Raw genomic sequence first — 13,793 nt, forward strand, 5'->3', positions numbered from 1 at the left:
CTCGCCACAGAGTCGTTATTCGCCTGCGCCCACCCGGAAACCGGAAGGCGCCTTAAGCTCGAACGTTGCGGTAAAGCGTGTATCGTTCGGGCTTCTATGGGTCGGGCCGGTCACCACGGCGCCAGCACCAAACCCGAGATAGCCGTCGTCATACTGCAGTCCGCCGCCTGCCTGCAACCAGCTGTTCGCGGCAAGGTCCCAGTATCCGTTGGCGCTCAGGGTCCAGTAATCCGAGATCGGTACGCCAACAATGGCGCCAATCTCATGCTGTGGATCCAGCACACCGGCCGCGGGGTTCGCAGCTTCATAGAAATAGTCGAGGTCGGCGGAATAGCGATTGTATTCGAGGCGCGCGCCGAGGCCGGCTCGGGCAATGTCGATCTCATCGGGGGCGAACTGCAGCTTCGCGCCAACATCAACGCCCCCACCGAGATAGGCCTTGGCGCCGAGCACGGCATAAGACGCGTCGCTGTCGAGCGCCGGAATGCCGCCGGGCAGGGCAGGGTCATCTGCAGCGAAAGCATTTTCACCGGCGATCTGCAGGGACTGGCCACCGGTAATCTCGAGCCGGCTACCATCAGCAAAGTCTGCCAGGTAGCGTCCGCCGATATTCGCACGCAGCCCGGTTTCCTGTCGGTCGATCCCGGCAAAGCGGTTCGTGCTGAACACATTGGTCTCATCGAGCACCAGGCCTTGCGAATCGTCGTTAACAATCCCCGGCATGCTCTCGCCGCCGCGATAGCCAAGTTGCACGATTGGCTCGACGATATGCGTGCCACCGGAACGGTCCACCCCAGCCCATGGCCAGCGCATATCCAGCAGCGCCACTGGTGCGGCGCCGAAATGCTCTTCATCGCTCGGTGCCGATGCCAGCGCGCTGCCCGGCTCATAGATTGTCGCGTCGAGCCGCGCTCCAAGATAAGGCGTGATTAGAACGCCCTGTGGGGTCGCAAACTGCCGGCGCCACCCGCCCTCAAGCATTGCGTGATATTTTTCGCCCTCAAAGCCGAGAACATGGTCGACGCCGTTGACGCGCACCCAGTCATCGGTGTCCCGCTGAACGCCCAGCAAACGGCCGCTCAGTTCGATCTGGCCGGCATCGCGCCCAAGCGGCTGAACATGTTCGATACGAAAATTGGGTAGAGCTGAAGCCTGCTGGTCCTGATCGTTCTCGGTGACGTCGCCGAGTTCATTGAACTGCTGCAGCCGCAGATCGATATAAAGCCCCTCGGAGACATGCGTGGCAAAGACCTGATTGATGCTCGCTTCGGCTGCATCGAGTCGATAATCGCCGAGATAGGCTGGGTCCGTGAATGCGGTATAGGACCATCCTGCTGTCCAGTCTTCTGCCGGCGTAAAGGCGCCAGCTGATTGCAACGCGCCGCGCCACTCGCGGTCGCCGACCGTGCCTGCAAAGGCCTCGGGGTCGAACTGGTAGATGCCCGAAGCCTTGATCGCGAACGAGCCGCTGTCGAACCGCTGGATCCATTCCGCGCCCATCAAAAAGCCCTGCCCGGACACAGGGGTCGGCGAGAGGATGACTTCCGTATCGCGGTTCGCAACGATGGCAAAGGGCAGGGACAGGATCACACCGGTCTCATCGGAGTAATCAAGGCTTGGCACCCTGATCCGCTCCAGCGCTTCGCGTGTCGCCTGGGGCAGCCAAACATAGGGCAGGTACGCAACCGGTATACCGAGCAATTCGAGCGTCGGCTGTTCGACCAGCACCGAGTTGTCCTCGGCGTTGTAAACGAAGCGCGAAGCCCTGACGGACCAGCCGATTTTTCGGCCTTTCTCGTCAATGCAATCTCCGCACGGCGCGTAGGTCGCGTTGGTGAGATAGCTGCGCAGCGCCGAGTCGTACTCGATGCTGTCGGCAGTGATGCGGGCGCCGTCATATGTGGTGATGGTCAGCGACTCGACGAATGCCTCACGCAGGCCTCCAGTAACCCGGAAATCCCTGCCGGTCGCGATATTGCCGTAGGGGTCGCGAAGGCTGACGGGACCGGCAAATCGCACCGCGCCGCTACGGCGGTCATAAACCACCTGCGCGCCTTGCGCGGAATAGCCGCCGACCGAGAGCACTACGTCGCCGCGCGCTTCAATGACGCCGCTGTCGAGATTGAATGAGAGCGTATCGGCTTCGACCGTTGTCGGAGAGCCGGATGGTACGGCGGCATTGAAGAACTGCTCGGGCACGAGGCCTTGTGCTGCACTCGGCGCGACACCTGCGGCCGCCAGCGCAGCCGTTAGTGCCAGCCGTTGCAGCCATGACGCAGTACTGAAGCCCCACGGCTGCATCACGCTCGACCGTCTTCCTTGTAAAGCAGCACCGTCACGCCAATGACGATTGCCACGAATGCCGGCCCGAGTGCCGCAAGAACCGGGTGAAGCACGCCACCGGAGCCGGCCCTTTCGGACATCTCCGTAACGACGAACACCACGAACCCCAGCACCACCCCATACAAGATCGAAGGGCCATATTTATCGGACCTTCGATAACCCGCGGTAAACGCAAAGGCAATCAACAGCGAGCCCACGAGAACCAGCGGCATGCTGAGCAGCTTCAGGAACCGGGTCAAGACGGCAGCGGCGATCGTCTCGTCTGCGATGCCATTGCGCAACAGCCGCGCCAGTTCGAAGAACGTCACGTCCTGCACCGACGTCAGCTGCAACTCGATTGCTGCCGGTGTTGAAGACGTCGGCAGCAAATAATCGCTGACGCGCCGCGGTGGCTGATCAAGCCGGCGCAGCACCGCCGAAGGCATGAACCACTCGCCATCGCGCAGTTCCGCTTCTTCCGCCTCGATGCGCATGGTGGGGTTATCCGCGATGAAAACGGTCAGGTTCTGAAGGCGGCTGCCACCGAACGACATGTTTTCGGCCGCGATGATATAGTCCCGTGCGCTATCATCGATAGCGCGTTCCTCGATCCAGATTTCCCCAGGCGGTTGCAGTAAGGAGGCCTCGCCAGGCGGCGTCGGGGCAAGCTCGCGCAGGATGCGTGTCGATTGAGTCTCAACAACCATCGAAACGCCAAGGGCTGCTACCAGAACGCCAAGCGCCGGTGCTCGCACGATGCGCCAAAAGGAGAGCCCGCTGGCCTTAATCACCGTCAGCTCGTGCCGCGCCTTGAGGTCGATGAGGCCGATAATGCCGCCAAGCAGCACCGTGACCGGAAGCGTCTTGATCGTCCACCGCGCACCGGCGGCCATCAGCATGACGATCGCCCAGAGCAGTCCGAACGTGTCCCGCACATAGTTGAATCGCCATGTGTCGAGCGCCTCGACGAGAACGATCAGCCCGTAGAATACCAGCACCGCTCCGGCGATGCGGCTCGACATGCGTTTGAGCACCAGCCAGTCGACACGACTCATGTCGGCACCTCGCCGCGTACCGGCGGAATGCGCCGCAGTCGCGTCCTCCACACCAGCACCACAAACCCGATGAGCGTCATCACGGCACCACCAAGGATCGGACCAATAAGCGGGCCGAACGGGCGATATGAAGTGATCGCAAGATCGCAGAACGCGATGAACAGCACGAACACTTCCATTGGAACATTAAGGCGCGTGCGGCTGCCACTGGGAAAGGCGCAGAGCGCCAGCACCAGCAGGCAAAGACCAAGCACCCGAAGCCCCTCGCCGAAGCGCTCGACGAGTTCACCGGCAATGCGCTCCGTCATCCCCGTACTGGCAACGCGCTGCAACAGCGCGATGGTGTCGACAGGCGACAGGCTCGAGCCATTGTCGAGGTCGGTGTTGAAGCGATCGACATTCAGGCGATACCGTCCAAACCGGATTTCCGAGAACTGCCCGCGCGGCGTCCGGGTCTGGATCGCGCCGTCGCGCAACTCGAGAATATAGCCGTCGTCGCTTTCCGCGACCGTCGCCGAGTCCGCAATATAGGTACGGCGCTCGTTCGGGTCGCGGCGATCATCGGCAAAGAACTCCGAGATCACGCCGTTGCCACTGCGCTCTCCGATCAGCACCAGAACGCCCGGCGTGACCTGCGAGAACTGACCTGGGCGCAGGGTCGAGCTCACCAGATCCGCCGTGATCGAGGCGTTTAGCGTGTCGAGCTGCTGGCGGGCGAGGGGCGCAATGAAGTTCGAGATCAGCATCACCACGAGAGCGCTGACGCCGACGACAAACAGCGCCGAGCGCAGCAGCGGCGAGAACCCGTCGGCGGTATGGATGATATGAAGCTCGCGGCTCGCCTGCAGCGCGACGATGGCGCGGGCGAGCCCTATACCAATGCAGACGAATGCGAATGTGAGGACCAGCGGCGGCATGCTCAAAAGGCCTTGCTGCGCCAGGGTCAGCAGGCCTTGGCCTTTGAGCGACACCGTGTCGAAAATCCGCAGACACTGCACCAGCCAAAGCAGGAATGAGACGACACCGAACAGAATCAGGGTGTCGGTCGCAAACAGGCGTACGAGATAGCTGGTCAGCCGGCGCATGAATCACAATCTGGCCGGCAAGTCCGGCAAAGGGCACTGTGTGCACGTTGCGGTATTGGCCACCGCAAAGCAACCCGCGCGACCGGACGGAAGCCTCTCGATGGCTTGACGCGGCACACCAACCCGGAAATGTTCTTGTGACGTGAGCCGACCCGGCCCGATACCCACAGAGAGCCTTTTTCCTGCATGTCCCAGCCCCTTTTCGTCCAACCGGTCGCTCAGCTTCCCGCCGATAGCGACGTCGTCGTCATTTATGCGTTCGAGGCAGAGGCGCCGCAGGGCGCAGGTGGTGAAATCTGGAGCCGCACCGGTCTCGACTGGCAGGCGGTCAGCGAAAGCGCAGGCTTCAAGGGTAAGCAGGGCCAGATGCTGGATCTGGTCGCCGCGCAAAACCTTGATGGTAAGCGCCTTGTCGTCCTCGGCGCCGGCAAGCCGTCCGAGCCCACTGAAGCGCTTACAGCGTTTACCGATCGCGGCGGATCGCTGATGGGCAAGCTGACGACTATGCGCGCGGCGGATGTGGCGGTGCAGCTCGACGACGCCTCGCCCGCTGCCGTCGCGGAACTCGTCGCGGGCCTGCATCTGCGTCACTACAAGTTCGACAAGTACAAAAGCGCGTCGAAAGAGGACGCTGCGAATCCAGCAATGTCCGTCCGCATCGTTGTCGACGATGTCGACGCTGCACAGGCCGCCATCGCTGATCGCATGGCCGTTGCTGAGGGTACAATCCTCGCCCGTGATCTCGTCAATGAGCCCGCGAATACACTTGGCACGGTCGAATTTGCGGAGCGCGCTTCAGCGCTGTCCGAACTCGGCGTCGAAGTCGAGGTGCTGGGGCTGGAAGAACTCCAGGCTCTCGGCATGAATTCCATGCTCGCAGTCTCTCAGGGGTCGGCCCGCCCTCCGCGGCTCGTCATCATGCGCTGGAACAATGGCGCTCACGATGAGGCGCCCGTGGCGTTTGTCGGCAAGGGTGTGGTGTTCGATACCGGCGGTATCTCGATCAAGCCAGCCGGCTCGATGGAGGACATGAAGGGCGACATGGGTGGCGCTGCCGCTGTCACCGGCCTCATGCATGCCCTCGCCAAGCGAAAGGCGCGGATCAATGCGGTCGGTGTGATCGGGCTCGTCGAGAATATGCCGAGTTCCACCGCGATGCGGCCCGGCGATATCGTCAAGGCGATGTCCGGCACCACCATCGAGATCATCAACACTGATGCCGAGGGTCGGCTCGTTCTGGCCGATGCCCTCTGGTATACGCAGGATCGTTTCAAGCCGAAATTCATGATCGACCTGGCAACGCTGACCGGTGCGGTGATCGTGGCCTTGGGCCACGAACATGGCGGGCTTTACGCCAACGACGAAGCGCTGGCGACGCAATTGCTGCGGGCAGGGCGCGAAAGCAACGAGAAGCTCTGGCGGATGCCGCTCGATGCTGCTTATGACAAGCTCATCGAGTCCCGCTTCGCCGATATCAAGAACACCGGTGGTCGCCCTGCCGGCTCGATCACTGCTGCGCAGTTCCTGCAGCGTTTCGTCAATTCCGTCCCCTGGGCGCATCTCGATATCGCATCGACTGCCTTCGGGCCGCGTACATCCGAGATCAACACCTCCTGGGCGCCGGGCTTTGGTGTCGCGTTGCTCGACCGTCTGCTCCGAGACGATTACGAGGCTGGCTCGAACTGAGGCGGAGCTGATGGGCGAAGTTCTGTTCTACCACCTAGAGGTGCGCCCACTCGAGCAGGTGCTTCCGCAACTGCTCGAGAAGACGCTGGAGCGTGGTTGGCGTGCCGTGGTCGAAGTCGGTAGCAGCGAACGCGCTCAAGCGCTCGACCGGCATTTGTGGACCTACCGCGACGATAGTTTTCTGCCCCACGGCCTCGATGGTGAGGGGGAAGAACCGAACCAGCCAATCCTCCTCACAACCGCTGGCACAAATCCCAACGCCGCGGCGGTGCGCTTCTTTGTCGATGGCGCAGTACCGTCGAGCGCCGATGGCTACCAGCGGATTGTCTTCATGTTCTCAGGCCAGGATGGCGAGGCTGTTGCACAAGCGCGCAAGGCCTGGGTGGCGCTGCGCGCCGATAACGATGTCACCTATTGGCAGCAGGATGCCTCAGGGCGCTGGCAGAAAAAGGCCTGAGACGGGGTTGCGCGCCTCTACTGATCGAGGCGGCTGAGGCCCCCCGGGCCAAGGCTGAGCCGGCCAGTCGCCCGCATGTCCTTAATCGCCAGGTTGAAGAAGTCTTCCATCAACTCGTAGCAGAAAATGATCTCGACCGTGTTGGGGTCATAAAAGGCATTGGCCTCTGCGCATCGTTTTGCGGTCAGCGTCACCCCTCTTGGAAGTGGAAAACCGTCCCGCAGTTCCGTGGCAATCCGCTCGAAAATGCCGCTCTGGCGGAAAGCCTCGGCTGCGGGCTGCAAGCGCCCCGGGGCTTCCTGATAGGTCACCTCAACCTCGGCGCTGCTTGCTTTCTTGCCAGCCCGCTGGCCGATCAGAGACGTCAGGCTGCGGTCGATCAAATCGTAGTCCCACTCGCAGGTGAGCTGACGGTTGCGATCTATGGAATAAGCGTTCGCGATGCTTCTGAATTCGCGGGCATTGCTGCCCACCATCAGGCAGACGATCTGGTAAGCACGCTGCCTGTCGAGGCTGTGGCCTGCATAGTAATCGGCGTCGGCGAAGCTCGTGCCATATGCGATGCCAGAGAGCAGCCAGCCATAGGCGGCATCCGCCAGCACCTGATGAGAGTCAGGCGTTGTCTGCTTCAGTAGAAACCAGGAGGCCATGTTGTCGGCCGCGTCTTCCTCGCGGCCAAGGACCGGTAACGAAAACTGGTCGATCAGCAGATGCCCCATTTCGTGATACAGCACGAAAAGGCTGTTATGCGCGGCGAACGCATTGGCGGCGGCACGGCTCTTCTTGCCGATCTGCTGCGCATCGGCAGCCGTTACGGCACCAAGAAGCAGTGTGACCGAAAGCAGGAATGCGGCGAGAATTCTAGACACTGTTCGCTCGACCGATCACTAAAGGCATTGCTCGCATATCTTCAGTTGAAGGGAGGCAGGCAGGGCTGTCAACTCACACAAATGCTCACTCAGGCCCCTGGGGACCAATCCTTGGGTGCAAGCTCAAAATCGGAAAACCTGAATCCGGGCGCGACAGTGCATCCCACAAGCGTCCACTCGCCCAGCGAGCGTGCCGACTGCCAGGTCCACCGCGGCACAACGGCCTGCGGACGCTCGTCCACCTCAAGCGTTGCTCCAAGAACGCGGGTCTCGACTGTGACACCGTCGGATGTCTTCAACTCCAGCGGGGCGCCCTTGTACCAGTGCCAGACTTCGGCAGAATCGACGCGGTGCCAGTGTGAGACCTGCCCCGCCTCCAGCAGGTAATAGATTGCGGTGGAATGAGAACGGCCGGTCTCGGCCTTCTCGTCTGCAAATGTTTCCACATACCAACCGCCCTCAGGATGCTGCTGCATCTGCAGCGTGAAGATAACGTCGTGGGCGGTCAGCTGTGCAGTCATGCGTCCATCTGTTCCAGTTCGGCGCTCATTTCCAGCCAACGCTCCTCGAGCTGTTCGAGTTCGCCGGCAAAGCGAGCCTTGTCCTTGCCCAGGGCGATCAGGCGCTCCGGGCTCTCGTTGTAGATGTCCGGATCGTTGAGTCGGTTCTCAATTTTTTCGATCTCCCCGCGTAAACGGGTCATTTTGGTTTCCGAATCCTTAATCGCCTTGCGCAGTGGGGCGATCTCGGCGCGGCGTGCGGCGGCTTCCTGCTTTGCGGCCTTGCGCTCCTGCTTCGACAGACTGTTGCCGCCAGCGGACGACTTGTCCTTGTTTCCGACGATTGAGCGCTGATAGCTGTCGAGATCCTCGTCGAGTTCCTTGATCGTGCCGTCTGCTGCGATCCAAAGCGTGTCGCAGGTCGCCTCCACAAGGTGTCGATCGTGGCTGATGATCAGGACGGCGCCCTCATACTCATTGAGAGCTGCGACAAGCGCATCGCGGCTGTCGATATCCAGGTGGTTCGTAGGCTCGTCGAGGATCATCATGCCGGGGCCATGAAAGGTTACGAGGCCCAGGAGCAGCCGGGCCCGCTCGCCGCCGGAAAGATTCTTGGCCACCGTATCCATGCGTGAGCGAGTCAGCCCCATCTGCGCCAGTCGGGAGCGCTGCTGCGTCTCGCTCTGGCCGGGCATTAGCGCAGCTACGTGTTGTAGCGGCGTTTGCTCCGGCACCAGCTTGTCGAGCTGGTGCTGGGCAAAATGGGCGATCTCGAGCTTGTTGCTCTTGTTGAGGGCCCCATCCATCACTGGCAGATCGCCTGCGAGCAGCTTGGCGAATGTAGATTTACCGTTGCCGTTGACTCCGAGGAGCGCGATGCGATCTTCCGGATCGATCCGCTGCGTGATGTTGCGCAGAATTATGCTGTCGCCGTAGCCCGTAGACACACCCTCGAGGTTGATCATCGGCATCGGCATCGCTTCCTTCGGGGAAGCGAACTTGAATGGGGCGGCGTACTCGTCAAACATCGCTTCTGGCGGCTTCAGCTTCTCGATCATCTTGAGGCGAGCCTGCGCCTGCTTGGCTTTCGTCGCCTTGGCGCGGAAGCGATCGACGAACTTCTGCATATGGGCGATCTGACCAAGGGTCTTTTCGCGGCTCTTGTTGTGCAGCTCCATCTGCATGCGCCGCGTCGCTTCGAACGTGTCGTAAGCGCCCTTGTAGAAGGTCAGCGACTGATGCTGCAGGTGAACAATCGAATCCACAGCCTTGTTGAGCAGATCGCGATCGTGGCTGATCAGAAACACGGTGTGAGGGTAGGTGGCGAGATAGCGTTCGAGCCAGAGCGTGCCTTCGAGATCGAGATAGTTCGTTGGCTCGTCGAGCAGCAGTAGGTCGGGCTGCGAGAACAGCACCGCGGCGAGCGCCACGCGCATGCGCCAGCCACCAGACAGTTCACGCGTTGGCCCGGCCTGGCGCTCTTGCGAAAACCCCAATCCCTTGAGGATAGATGATGCGCGCGCTTCTGCCGTGTGCGCATCGATATCGGCAAGGCGGGTATGGATTTCGCCGATCCGGTGCGGATCGGTTGCCGTTTCGGCCTCCTCAAGAAGTTGCGTCCGCTCGCGGTCGGCCGACAGCACCACATCGAGAACGCTTTCGTCGCCCGCCGGGGCTTCCTGTGCCACCGCGCCGATCCGGGCGCGCTTGTGCACTTCCAGCGTACCCGCATCCGCGGCGATGTGCCCCTGGATCAGGTGGAAAAGCGTCGTCTTGCCTGTGCCGTTCTTGCCGACAAACCCGGCCTTGCTGCCGGTCGGCAATACCAGCGAAGCATCGGAGAACAGCTCTCGGCCCTCAATCCGGTATGTCAGGTTCGAGATGGTCAACATGGGTGCACTCGCAGCTTCTCGGGCGGACGCGGCGTCACGCGGAATACATGGGATGGCATTATTTGCGCCTCCCATATCGCTGCCGGCGATCCAAGTCCAATGCCGCCGGCTGCGGTCGACAGCCTCAGAGCGCAGCAACCACACGAGGACGGCTTGTGTGCTTAAGGCGGTGAAGCTAAAAGGCGCACGAAATCGCCCCCTAGGGCACCATTCAAGCATTCCTGCTGATATAAGAGGACATCACCCATGGCCATCGAACGCACTTTCTCGATCATCAAGCCGGACGCCGTCCGCCGCAATCTGATCGGCAAGATCATCGCCCGCTTCGAAGAGAACGGACTGCGTCCGATTGCGATGAAGAAGATCCATATGAGCCGCCAGCAGGCCGAAGGCTTCTATGCGGTCCACAAGGATCGCCCGTTTTATGGCGAGCTGGTCGAGCAGATGAGCGCATCGCCGGTCGTCGTCCAGGTCCTTGAAGGCGAGAACGCCATTCTCAAGAACCGCGAAGTGATGGGCGCGACCAACCCGGAAAACGCTGCCGAAGGCACCATCCGCAAGGATTTCGCTCTATCCGTCGGCGAGAACTCGGTGCACGGCTCGGATGCTCCCGAGACTGCAGCAGAAGAAATCAAGTTCTTCTTCAACGACGACGAACTCGTCGGCTGATCCATCAGCACTACTGATTGAAGCGGGGGCTGCCATTCGGCGGCCCCTTTCTCTTAGGCGCTGCGCGCGCCGTCCGCATCTGGCCGCTCGACCCGCTTGGCCAGATCTTCAATTTCGGCGGTAAAACTTTCTCGCCGCCGGTCGATATCCTCTGACCATTCGCTGAAGCGCTTCAGCAACGGCAGGAACTGCTTGCGATCCTCTTCCGACCACTCGGACAGGAAATCGCCCATCAGCAAGAACTTGTAGCCGCGCACCGCATCGACAATGGATTGTCCCGCCTTCGTGAGCCGCAAAATGGTGCGGCGCGAATCCGCCTGGCTGACAGCGCGCTCCGCATAACCAGATTGAACCATTTCCGCGACCAGACGGCTGGCGCGAGACGGATCAATGCCCAGCCGTTGAGCAACGGTCGAAACCATCGTCTCTTCGCCTTCGACCGTCAAAAACTCCGGTTGCGGTCCGGCAATCGCGGTTAGCACGTCGAGTTGCGGCAGATCGAGAGAAATGCCCAGATCCCGCAGCGCCGCATGTCCCACCTCGCGTTTGGCAATGCGTCTTCGCCAGTTCTGCATCACGGCATCGATCTGCTGTGCCGCCACCATGGCTGGATTGTCAGTCTGGGACTTATGCGCCAAGGACAGGTCTCCCATTCGTTAGTTGTATGCAGCAGATGCATGCTGTTGACATGTATTTGCTTCTAGCAGATATATAGCTCACGAACAACGATGCGCCAGATGCGCGCGGCTGAATTTTCGAGAGTTTTATTATGTCGCATATCTCCGACGGGGCGCCAGTCACCCCGGAGCAGTCCATCCCATGGGTTATCGGCGCCGTGGCTGTCACTCTTTTGCTGGCTTCGCTGAATCAGACAATCGTTTCCCCCGCCTTGCCGGTGATCGTCGGCGAACTGGGCGGGCTTGATCATCTTACTTGGGTCATTACCGCCTACTTGTTAGCTGCCACTGTCGTCGCCCCGATTTACGGCAAGCTCGGTGATCTGTTCGGCCGTAAGCGAGTCCTGCAGGCCGCCATCCTGATCTTCCTCGCAGGTTCCGCGATCTGCGGCCTTGCAGGCAACATGCTCACGCTGATCGTGGGACGAACCATCCAGGGATTGGGTGGTGGCGGACTAATGGTTGTCGCCATGTCCGTGGTAGCCGATGTGATCCCCCCGCGCCAACGTGGCCGTATTCAGGGCATTTTCGGTGCTGTTTTCGGTATCGCGACCATTGTCGGTCCTCTGCTTGGCGGCTTCCTCGTCGAAACCACGTCCTGGCACTGGATTTTCGCAGCCAATCTGCCGCTTGGGCTGCTCGCGTTAGGTGTCATTTCTGCTGCGCTCAAGGTCCATCCGGAGCGCCGTCGGCACAGCATCGACTATGCTGGCGCTGTGCTGCTCACCACCACGTTGAGCGCCATGGTGCTGTTCACCAGTCTTGGCGGCACCACGATCGCCTGGGCATCGTGGCAGAGTATCGGCCTCGTGCTGCTGGCTATCGCCGCACTCATCGGCTTTGTCGCCGTCGAGGCGCGGGCGAAAGAGCCAATTCTGCCGTTGTCGCTGTTCCGTAACAATGTCTTTGTCGTGTCCAACGCAGTCGGTTTCATCGTCGGACTTGCGATGTTCGGATGCGTAACCTTCCTGCCGCTCTACATGCAGACAGTGCAGGGCGTGTCTCCGACGAACTCGGCGTTCGCCGTGCTGCCAATGATGATGGGAATGATTGCATCATCGCTGGTTGCTGGGGTCGTAATGACCCGCACCGGTCGCTATAAGCTGCTCCCCATCGTGGCGAGCGCCAGCCTGTTCATTGGCCTGATGCTGCTGACCACAATCGGTACCGAGACTTCGCCCGTCATGGTCGGGGTCTACATGCTGCTGGTCGGCATGGGGATTGGTCCAGTCAACAGCGTATCGGTTACCGCCATCCAAAACGCTGTGCCCTACAACATGGTCGGCGTCGGTACTGCCGGCGCCACCCTGTTTCGACAGATCGGCGGCTCGGTCGGCGTATCGGCCTTTGGCGCCATCTTTGCTGCCGGTCTCGCGGCCAACCTCGCCGGGTCAGCCAGCGAGGGCCACGCCATGTCGGCTGCCGCTATTGCGCAACTGCCGCCGGCGGAACGGTCGCTCGTTCTCGAAGGATTTGTGTCCGCGCTGCATCCGGTGTTTCTCGTCGCTGGTATTGCCGCCGCGCTCGCCTTCATCATCGCCATGTTCCTGCGCGAAGTACCGCTGGCCAATACGCTGCGCCGTGAACCCGAGAGTGAAATCGAGGCGGAAGAGCACGCAACCGCAGCAGCCGTCGGCGGATAGTGATTCCGCGTCAATGCCTTATCGCCAGATCCGGAATCAGGCTGGCAGCGTCTTGATTCCGGATCTCAGCGCGTTGACTCACAGCCTCAACGGCCTCGGTGTGACATGAACACACCACCCGCAAGCTTCGGGTCGGACTCGCGACTTTGTTAATGGCGGCTCGATTAGCCCATGTTAGACTCTTCGTCACGGCGCTTCGGTTGCCCGGCGCCAGTGTCCACAAAGCCGATCGAGCGTCAGCGGCGTCGAACCGAACGGAGAGGATTTTGCCCCTACGTTGGCAGGAAGTGGTGTTGCCACTGGTCTTGATTGCGCTGTTGATCTTTCTCAAGCACGTCCCGGTGGTCGATCACTTGCCGCTTGCACGCGCTGCAGGTGTGGTGGCTTTTGCCACTGGTGCCTTTCTGGCGCTGCGTCTGCTTCAGCCCGAAAAAGCTGTGGAGACCAATGGCTGGTCGGAACTGCATGCCTCGCCTGCCGAGTATTTTGCCGTTTATGGCGGTGCCGCGCTCTCCGCCGCGCTGATGATCGCGATCATTCATGCCGGCTGGAAGACCGTCGATCCCATTGAAATGATCGCAGCCTTCATTGCGTCGCTCGGCCTCGCCGGCGGCGCCACGCTGGCGGCAGTCAGCGGGCTGTTCCAGCGTATCCGCTGGAACCATCGCACGCTGGTCCATCGCAGCGCTTTCGGTCGCCTCACCGAATTGGCCTGGGCGGATGTGGAACATTGCGAGCCGAGCTGGCGCGGTGTCGTCATCTCGACCCGTGGCGGGCGCCGCGTGACCTATAGCGCATTGCACGCGGGGGCTGCCGAACTTGCCGCACACGCGACTTACCGGGCGCGCAGGAATGCCGAGACGGCAAGCCAGGCCTTCGCCTCGGTCTAAACTGGCAATCTGCTCCCTTGTCGTGCCAAAAGCTTAGGACCAAACCAA

General features: G+C 61.1%; 12 protein-coding genes. 5 read left to right on the top strand and 7 right to left on the bottom strand.

Translation table 11 applies throughout. The features are described from left to right. Positions 1-15: 15 nt before the first annotated feature. The 3 genes from IE127_RS17100 to IE127_RS17110 are packed head-to-tail and all read right to left on the bottom strand — an operon-like array spanning position 16 to position 4,462. Positions 16-2,301, bottom strand: a complete 2,286-nt coding sequence (locus tag IE127_RS17100) for an LPS-assembly protein LptD (protein WP_244640332.1) — start codon at positions 2,299-2,301, stop codon at positions 16-18. Beyond that, the gene (locus IE127_RS17105; RefSeq protein ID WP_189427000.1) at positions 2,301-3,377 is read right to left on the bottom strand and encodes an LptF/LptG family permease; all 1,077 of its coding nucleotides are present in this window, start codon (positions 3,375-3,377) and stop codon (positions 2,301-2,303) included. Before IE127_RS17105 ends, IE127_RS17100 begins: the two co-directional genes overlap by 1 nt. Continuing rightward, a complete protein-coding gene (locus IE127_RS17110) occupies positions 3,374-4,462 on the bottom strand; it encodes an LptF/LptG family permease (RefSeq protein ID WP_189427001.1) in 1,089 nt (362 codons plus the stop codon). Before IE127_RS17110 ends, IE127_RS17105 begins: the two co-directional genes overlap by 4 nt. Before the next feature lie 186 nt (positions 4,463-4,648). On the opposite strand from IE127_RS17110, the gene IE127_RS17115 reads away from it, so the two are divergent. Both IE127_RS17115 and IE127_RS17120 read left to right on the top strand, forming a co-directional pair. Beyond that, positions 4,649-6,148, top strand: a complete 1,500-nt coding sequence (locus IE127_RS17115; protein ID WP_189427002.1) for a leucyl aminopeptidase — start codon at positions 4,649-4,651, stop codon at positions 6,146-6,148. Between the two features lie 10 nt (positions 6,149-6,158). Continuing rightward, positions 6,159-6,605 (top strand): DNA polymerase III subunit chi, encoded by a 447-nt coding sequence (locus IE127_RS17120; RefSeq protein WP_189427003.1) that lies wholly within the window; start codon positions 6,159-6,161, stop codon positions 6,603-6,605. 17 nt (positions 6,606-6,622) lie between these two features. Here IE127_RS17120 and IE127_RS17125 read toward each other — a convergent pair whose 3' ends face one another. From IE127_RS17125 to IE127_RS17135, 3 genes are all read right to left on the bottom strand, one after another. Next, positions 6,623-7,474 (bottom strand): DUF4344 domain-containing metallopeptidase, encoded by an 852-nt coding sequence (locus IE127_RS17125; protein WP_189427004.1) that lies wholly within the window; start codon positions 7,472-7,474, stop codon positions 6,623-6,625. An 89-nt stretch (positions 7,475-7,563) separates the two neighbouring features. Continuing rightward, a complete protein-coding gene (locus IE127_RS17130) occupies positions 7,564-7,995 on the bottom strand; it encodes a cupin domain-containing protein (RefSeq protein ID WP_189427005.1) in 432 nt (143 codons plus the stop codon). Further along, positions 7,992-9,866, bottom strand: coding sequence for an ABC-F family ATP-binding cassette domain-containing protein (locus tag IE127_RS17135; protein WP_189427006.1), 1,875 nt, complete (start codon positions 9,864-9,866; stop codon positions 7,992-7,994). Before IE127_RS17135 ends, IE127_RS17130 begins: the two co-directional genes overlap by 4 nt. Positions 9,867-10,112: 246 nt before the next feature. Between IE127_RS17135 and ndk the strand changes: the two genes are divergently transcribed. After that, on the top strand, positions 10,113-10,535 hold the full coding sequence (ndk, locus tag IE127_RS17140; protein ID WP_189427007.1) for a nucleoside-diphosphate kinase: 423 nt from the start codon (positions 10,113-10,115) through the stop codon (positions 10,533-10,535). 53 nt (positions 10,536-10,588) lie between these two features. Here the strand turns inward: ndk and IE127_RS17145 are convergent, their stop codons facing one another. Further along, on the bottom strand, positions 10,589-11,173 hold the full coding sequence (locus IE127_RS17145) for a MarR family winged helix-turn-helix transcriptional regulator (RefSeq protein WP_210310540.1): 585 nt from the start codon (positions 11,171-11,173) through the stop codon (positions 10,589-10,591). 131 nt (positions 11,174-11,304) lie between these two features. Between IE127_RS17145 and IE127_RS17150 the strand changes: the two genes are divergently transcribed. Beyond that, complete coding sequence (locus tag IE127_RS17150; RefSeq protein WP_189427009.1) at positions 11,305-12,855, top strand: MDR family MFS transporter; 1,551 nt, start codon at positions 11,305-11,307, stop codon at positions 12,853-12,855. Positions 12,856-13,121: 266 nt separating this feature from the next. Continuing rightward, on the top strand, positions 13,122-13,745 hold the full coding sequence (locus IE127_RS17155; protein WP_189427010.1) for a hypothetical protein: 624 nt from the start codon (positions 13,122-13,124) through the stop codon (positions 13,743-13,745). Positions 13,746-13,793 lie beyond the last annotated feature (48 nt).

The organism is Devosia pacifica (assembly GCF_014652635.1).
GTDB classification, from domain to species: Bacteria; Pseudomonadota; Alphaproteobacteria; order Rhizobiales; family Devosiaceae; genus Devosia; species Devosia pacifica.

Bases quoted from the DNA above. Each gene is read 5' to 3' on its own strand.
- IE127_RS17110 (WP_189427001.1), bottom strand. From the start codon at position 4,462: ATGCGCCGGCTGACCAGCTATCTCGTACGCCTGTTTGCGACCGACACC.
- IE127_RS17100 (WP_244640332.1), bottom strand. From the start codon at position 2,301: ATGCAGCCGTGGGGCTTCAGTACTGCGTCATGGCTGCAACGGCTGGCA.
- IE127_RS17150 (WP_189427009.1), top strand. From the start codon at position 11,305: ATGTCGCATATCTCCGACGGGGCGCCAGTCACCCCGGAGCAGTCCATC.
- IE127_RS17120 (WP_189427003.1), top strand. From the start codon at position 6,159: ATGGGCGAAGTTCTGTTCTACCACCTAGAGGTGCGCCCACTCGAGCAG.
- ndk (WP_189427007.1), top strand. From the start codon at position 10,113: ATGGCCATCGAACGCACTTTCTCGATCATCAAGCCGGACGCCGTCCGC.
- IE127_RS17105 (WP_189427000.1), bottom strand. From the start codon at position 3,377: ATGAGTCGTGTCGACTGGCTGGTGCTCAAACGCATGTCGAGCCGCATC.
- IE127_RS17130 (WP_189427005.1), bottom strand. From the start codon at position 7,995: ATGACTGCACAGCTGACCGCCCACGACGTTATCTTCACGCTGCAGATG.
- IE127_RS17115 (WP_189427002.1), top strand. From the start codon at position 4,649: ATGTCCCAGCCCCTTTTCGTCCAACCGGTCGCTCAGCTTCCCGCCGAT.
- IE127_RS17135 (WP_189427006.1), bottom strand. From the start codon at position 9,866: ATGTTGACCATCTCGAACCTGACATACCGGATTGAGGGCCGAGAGCTG.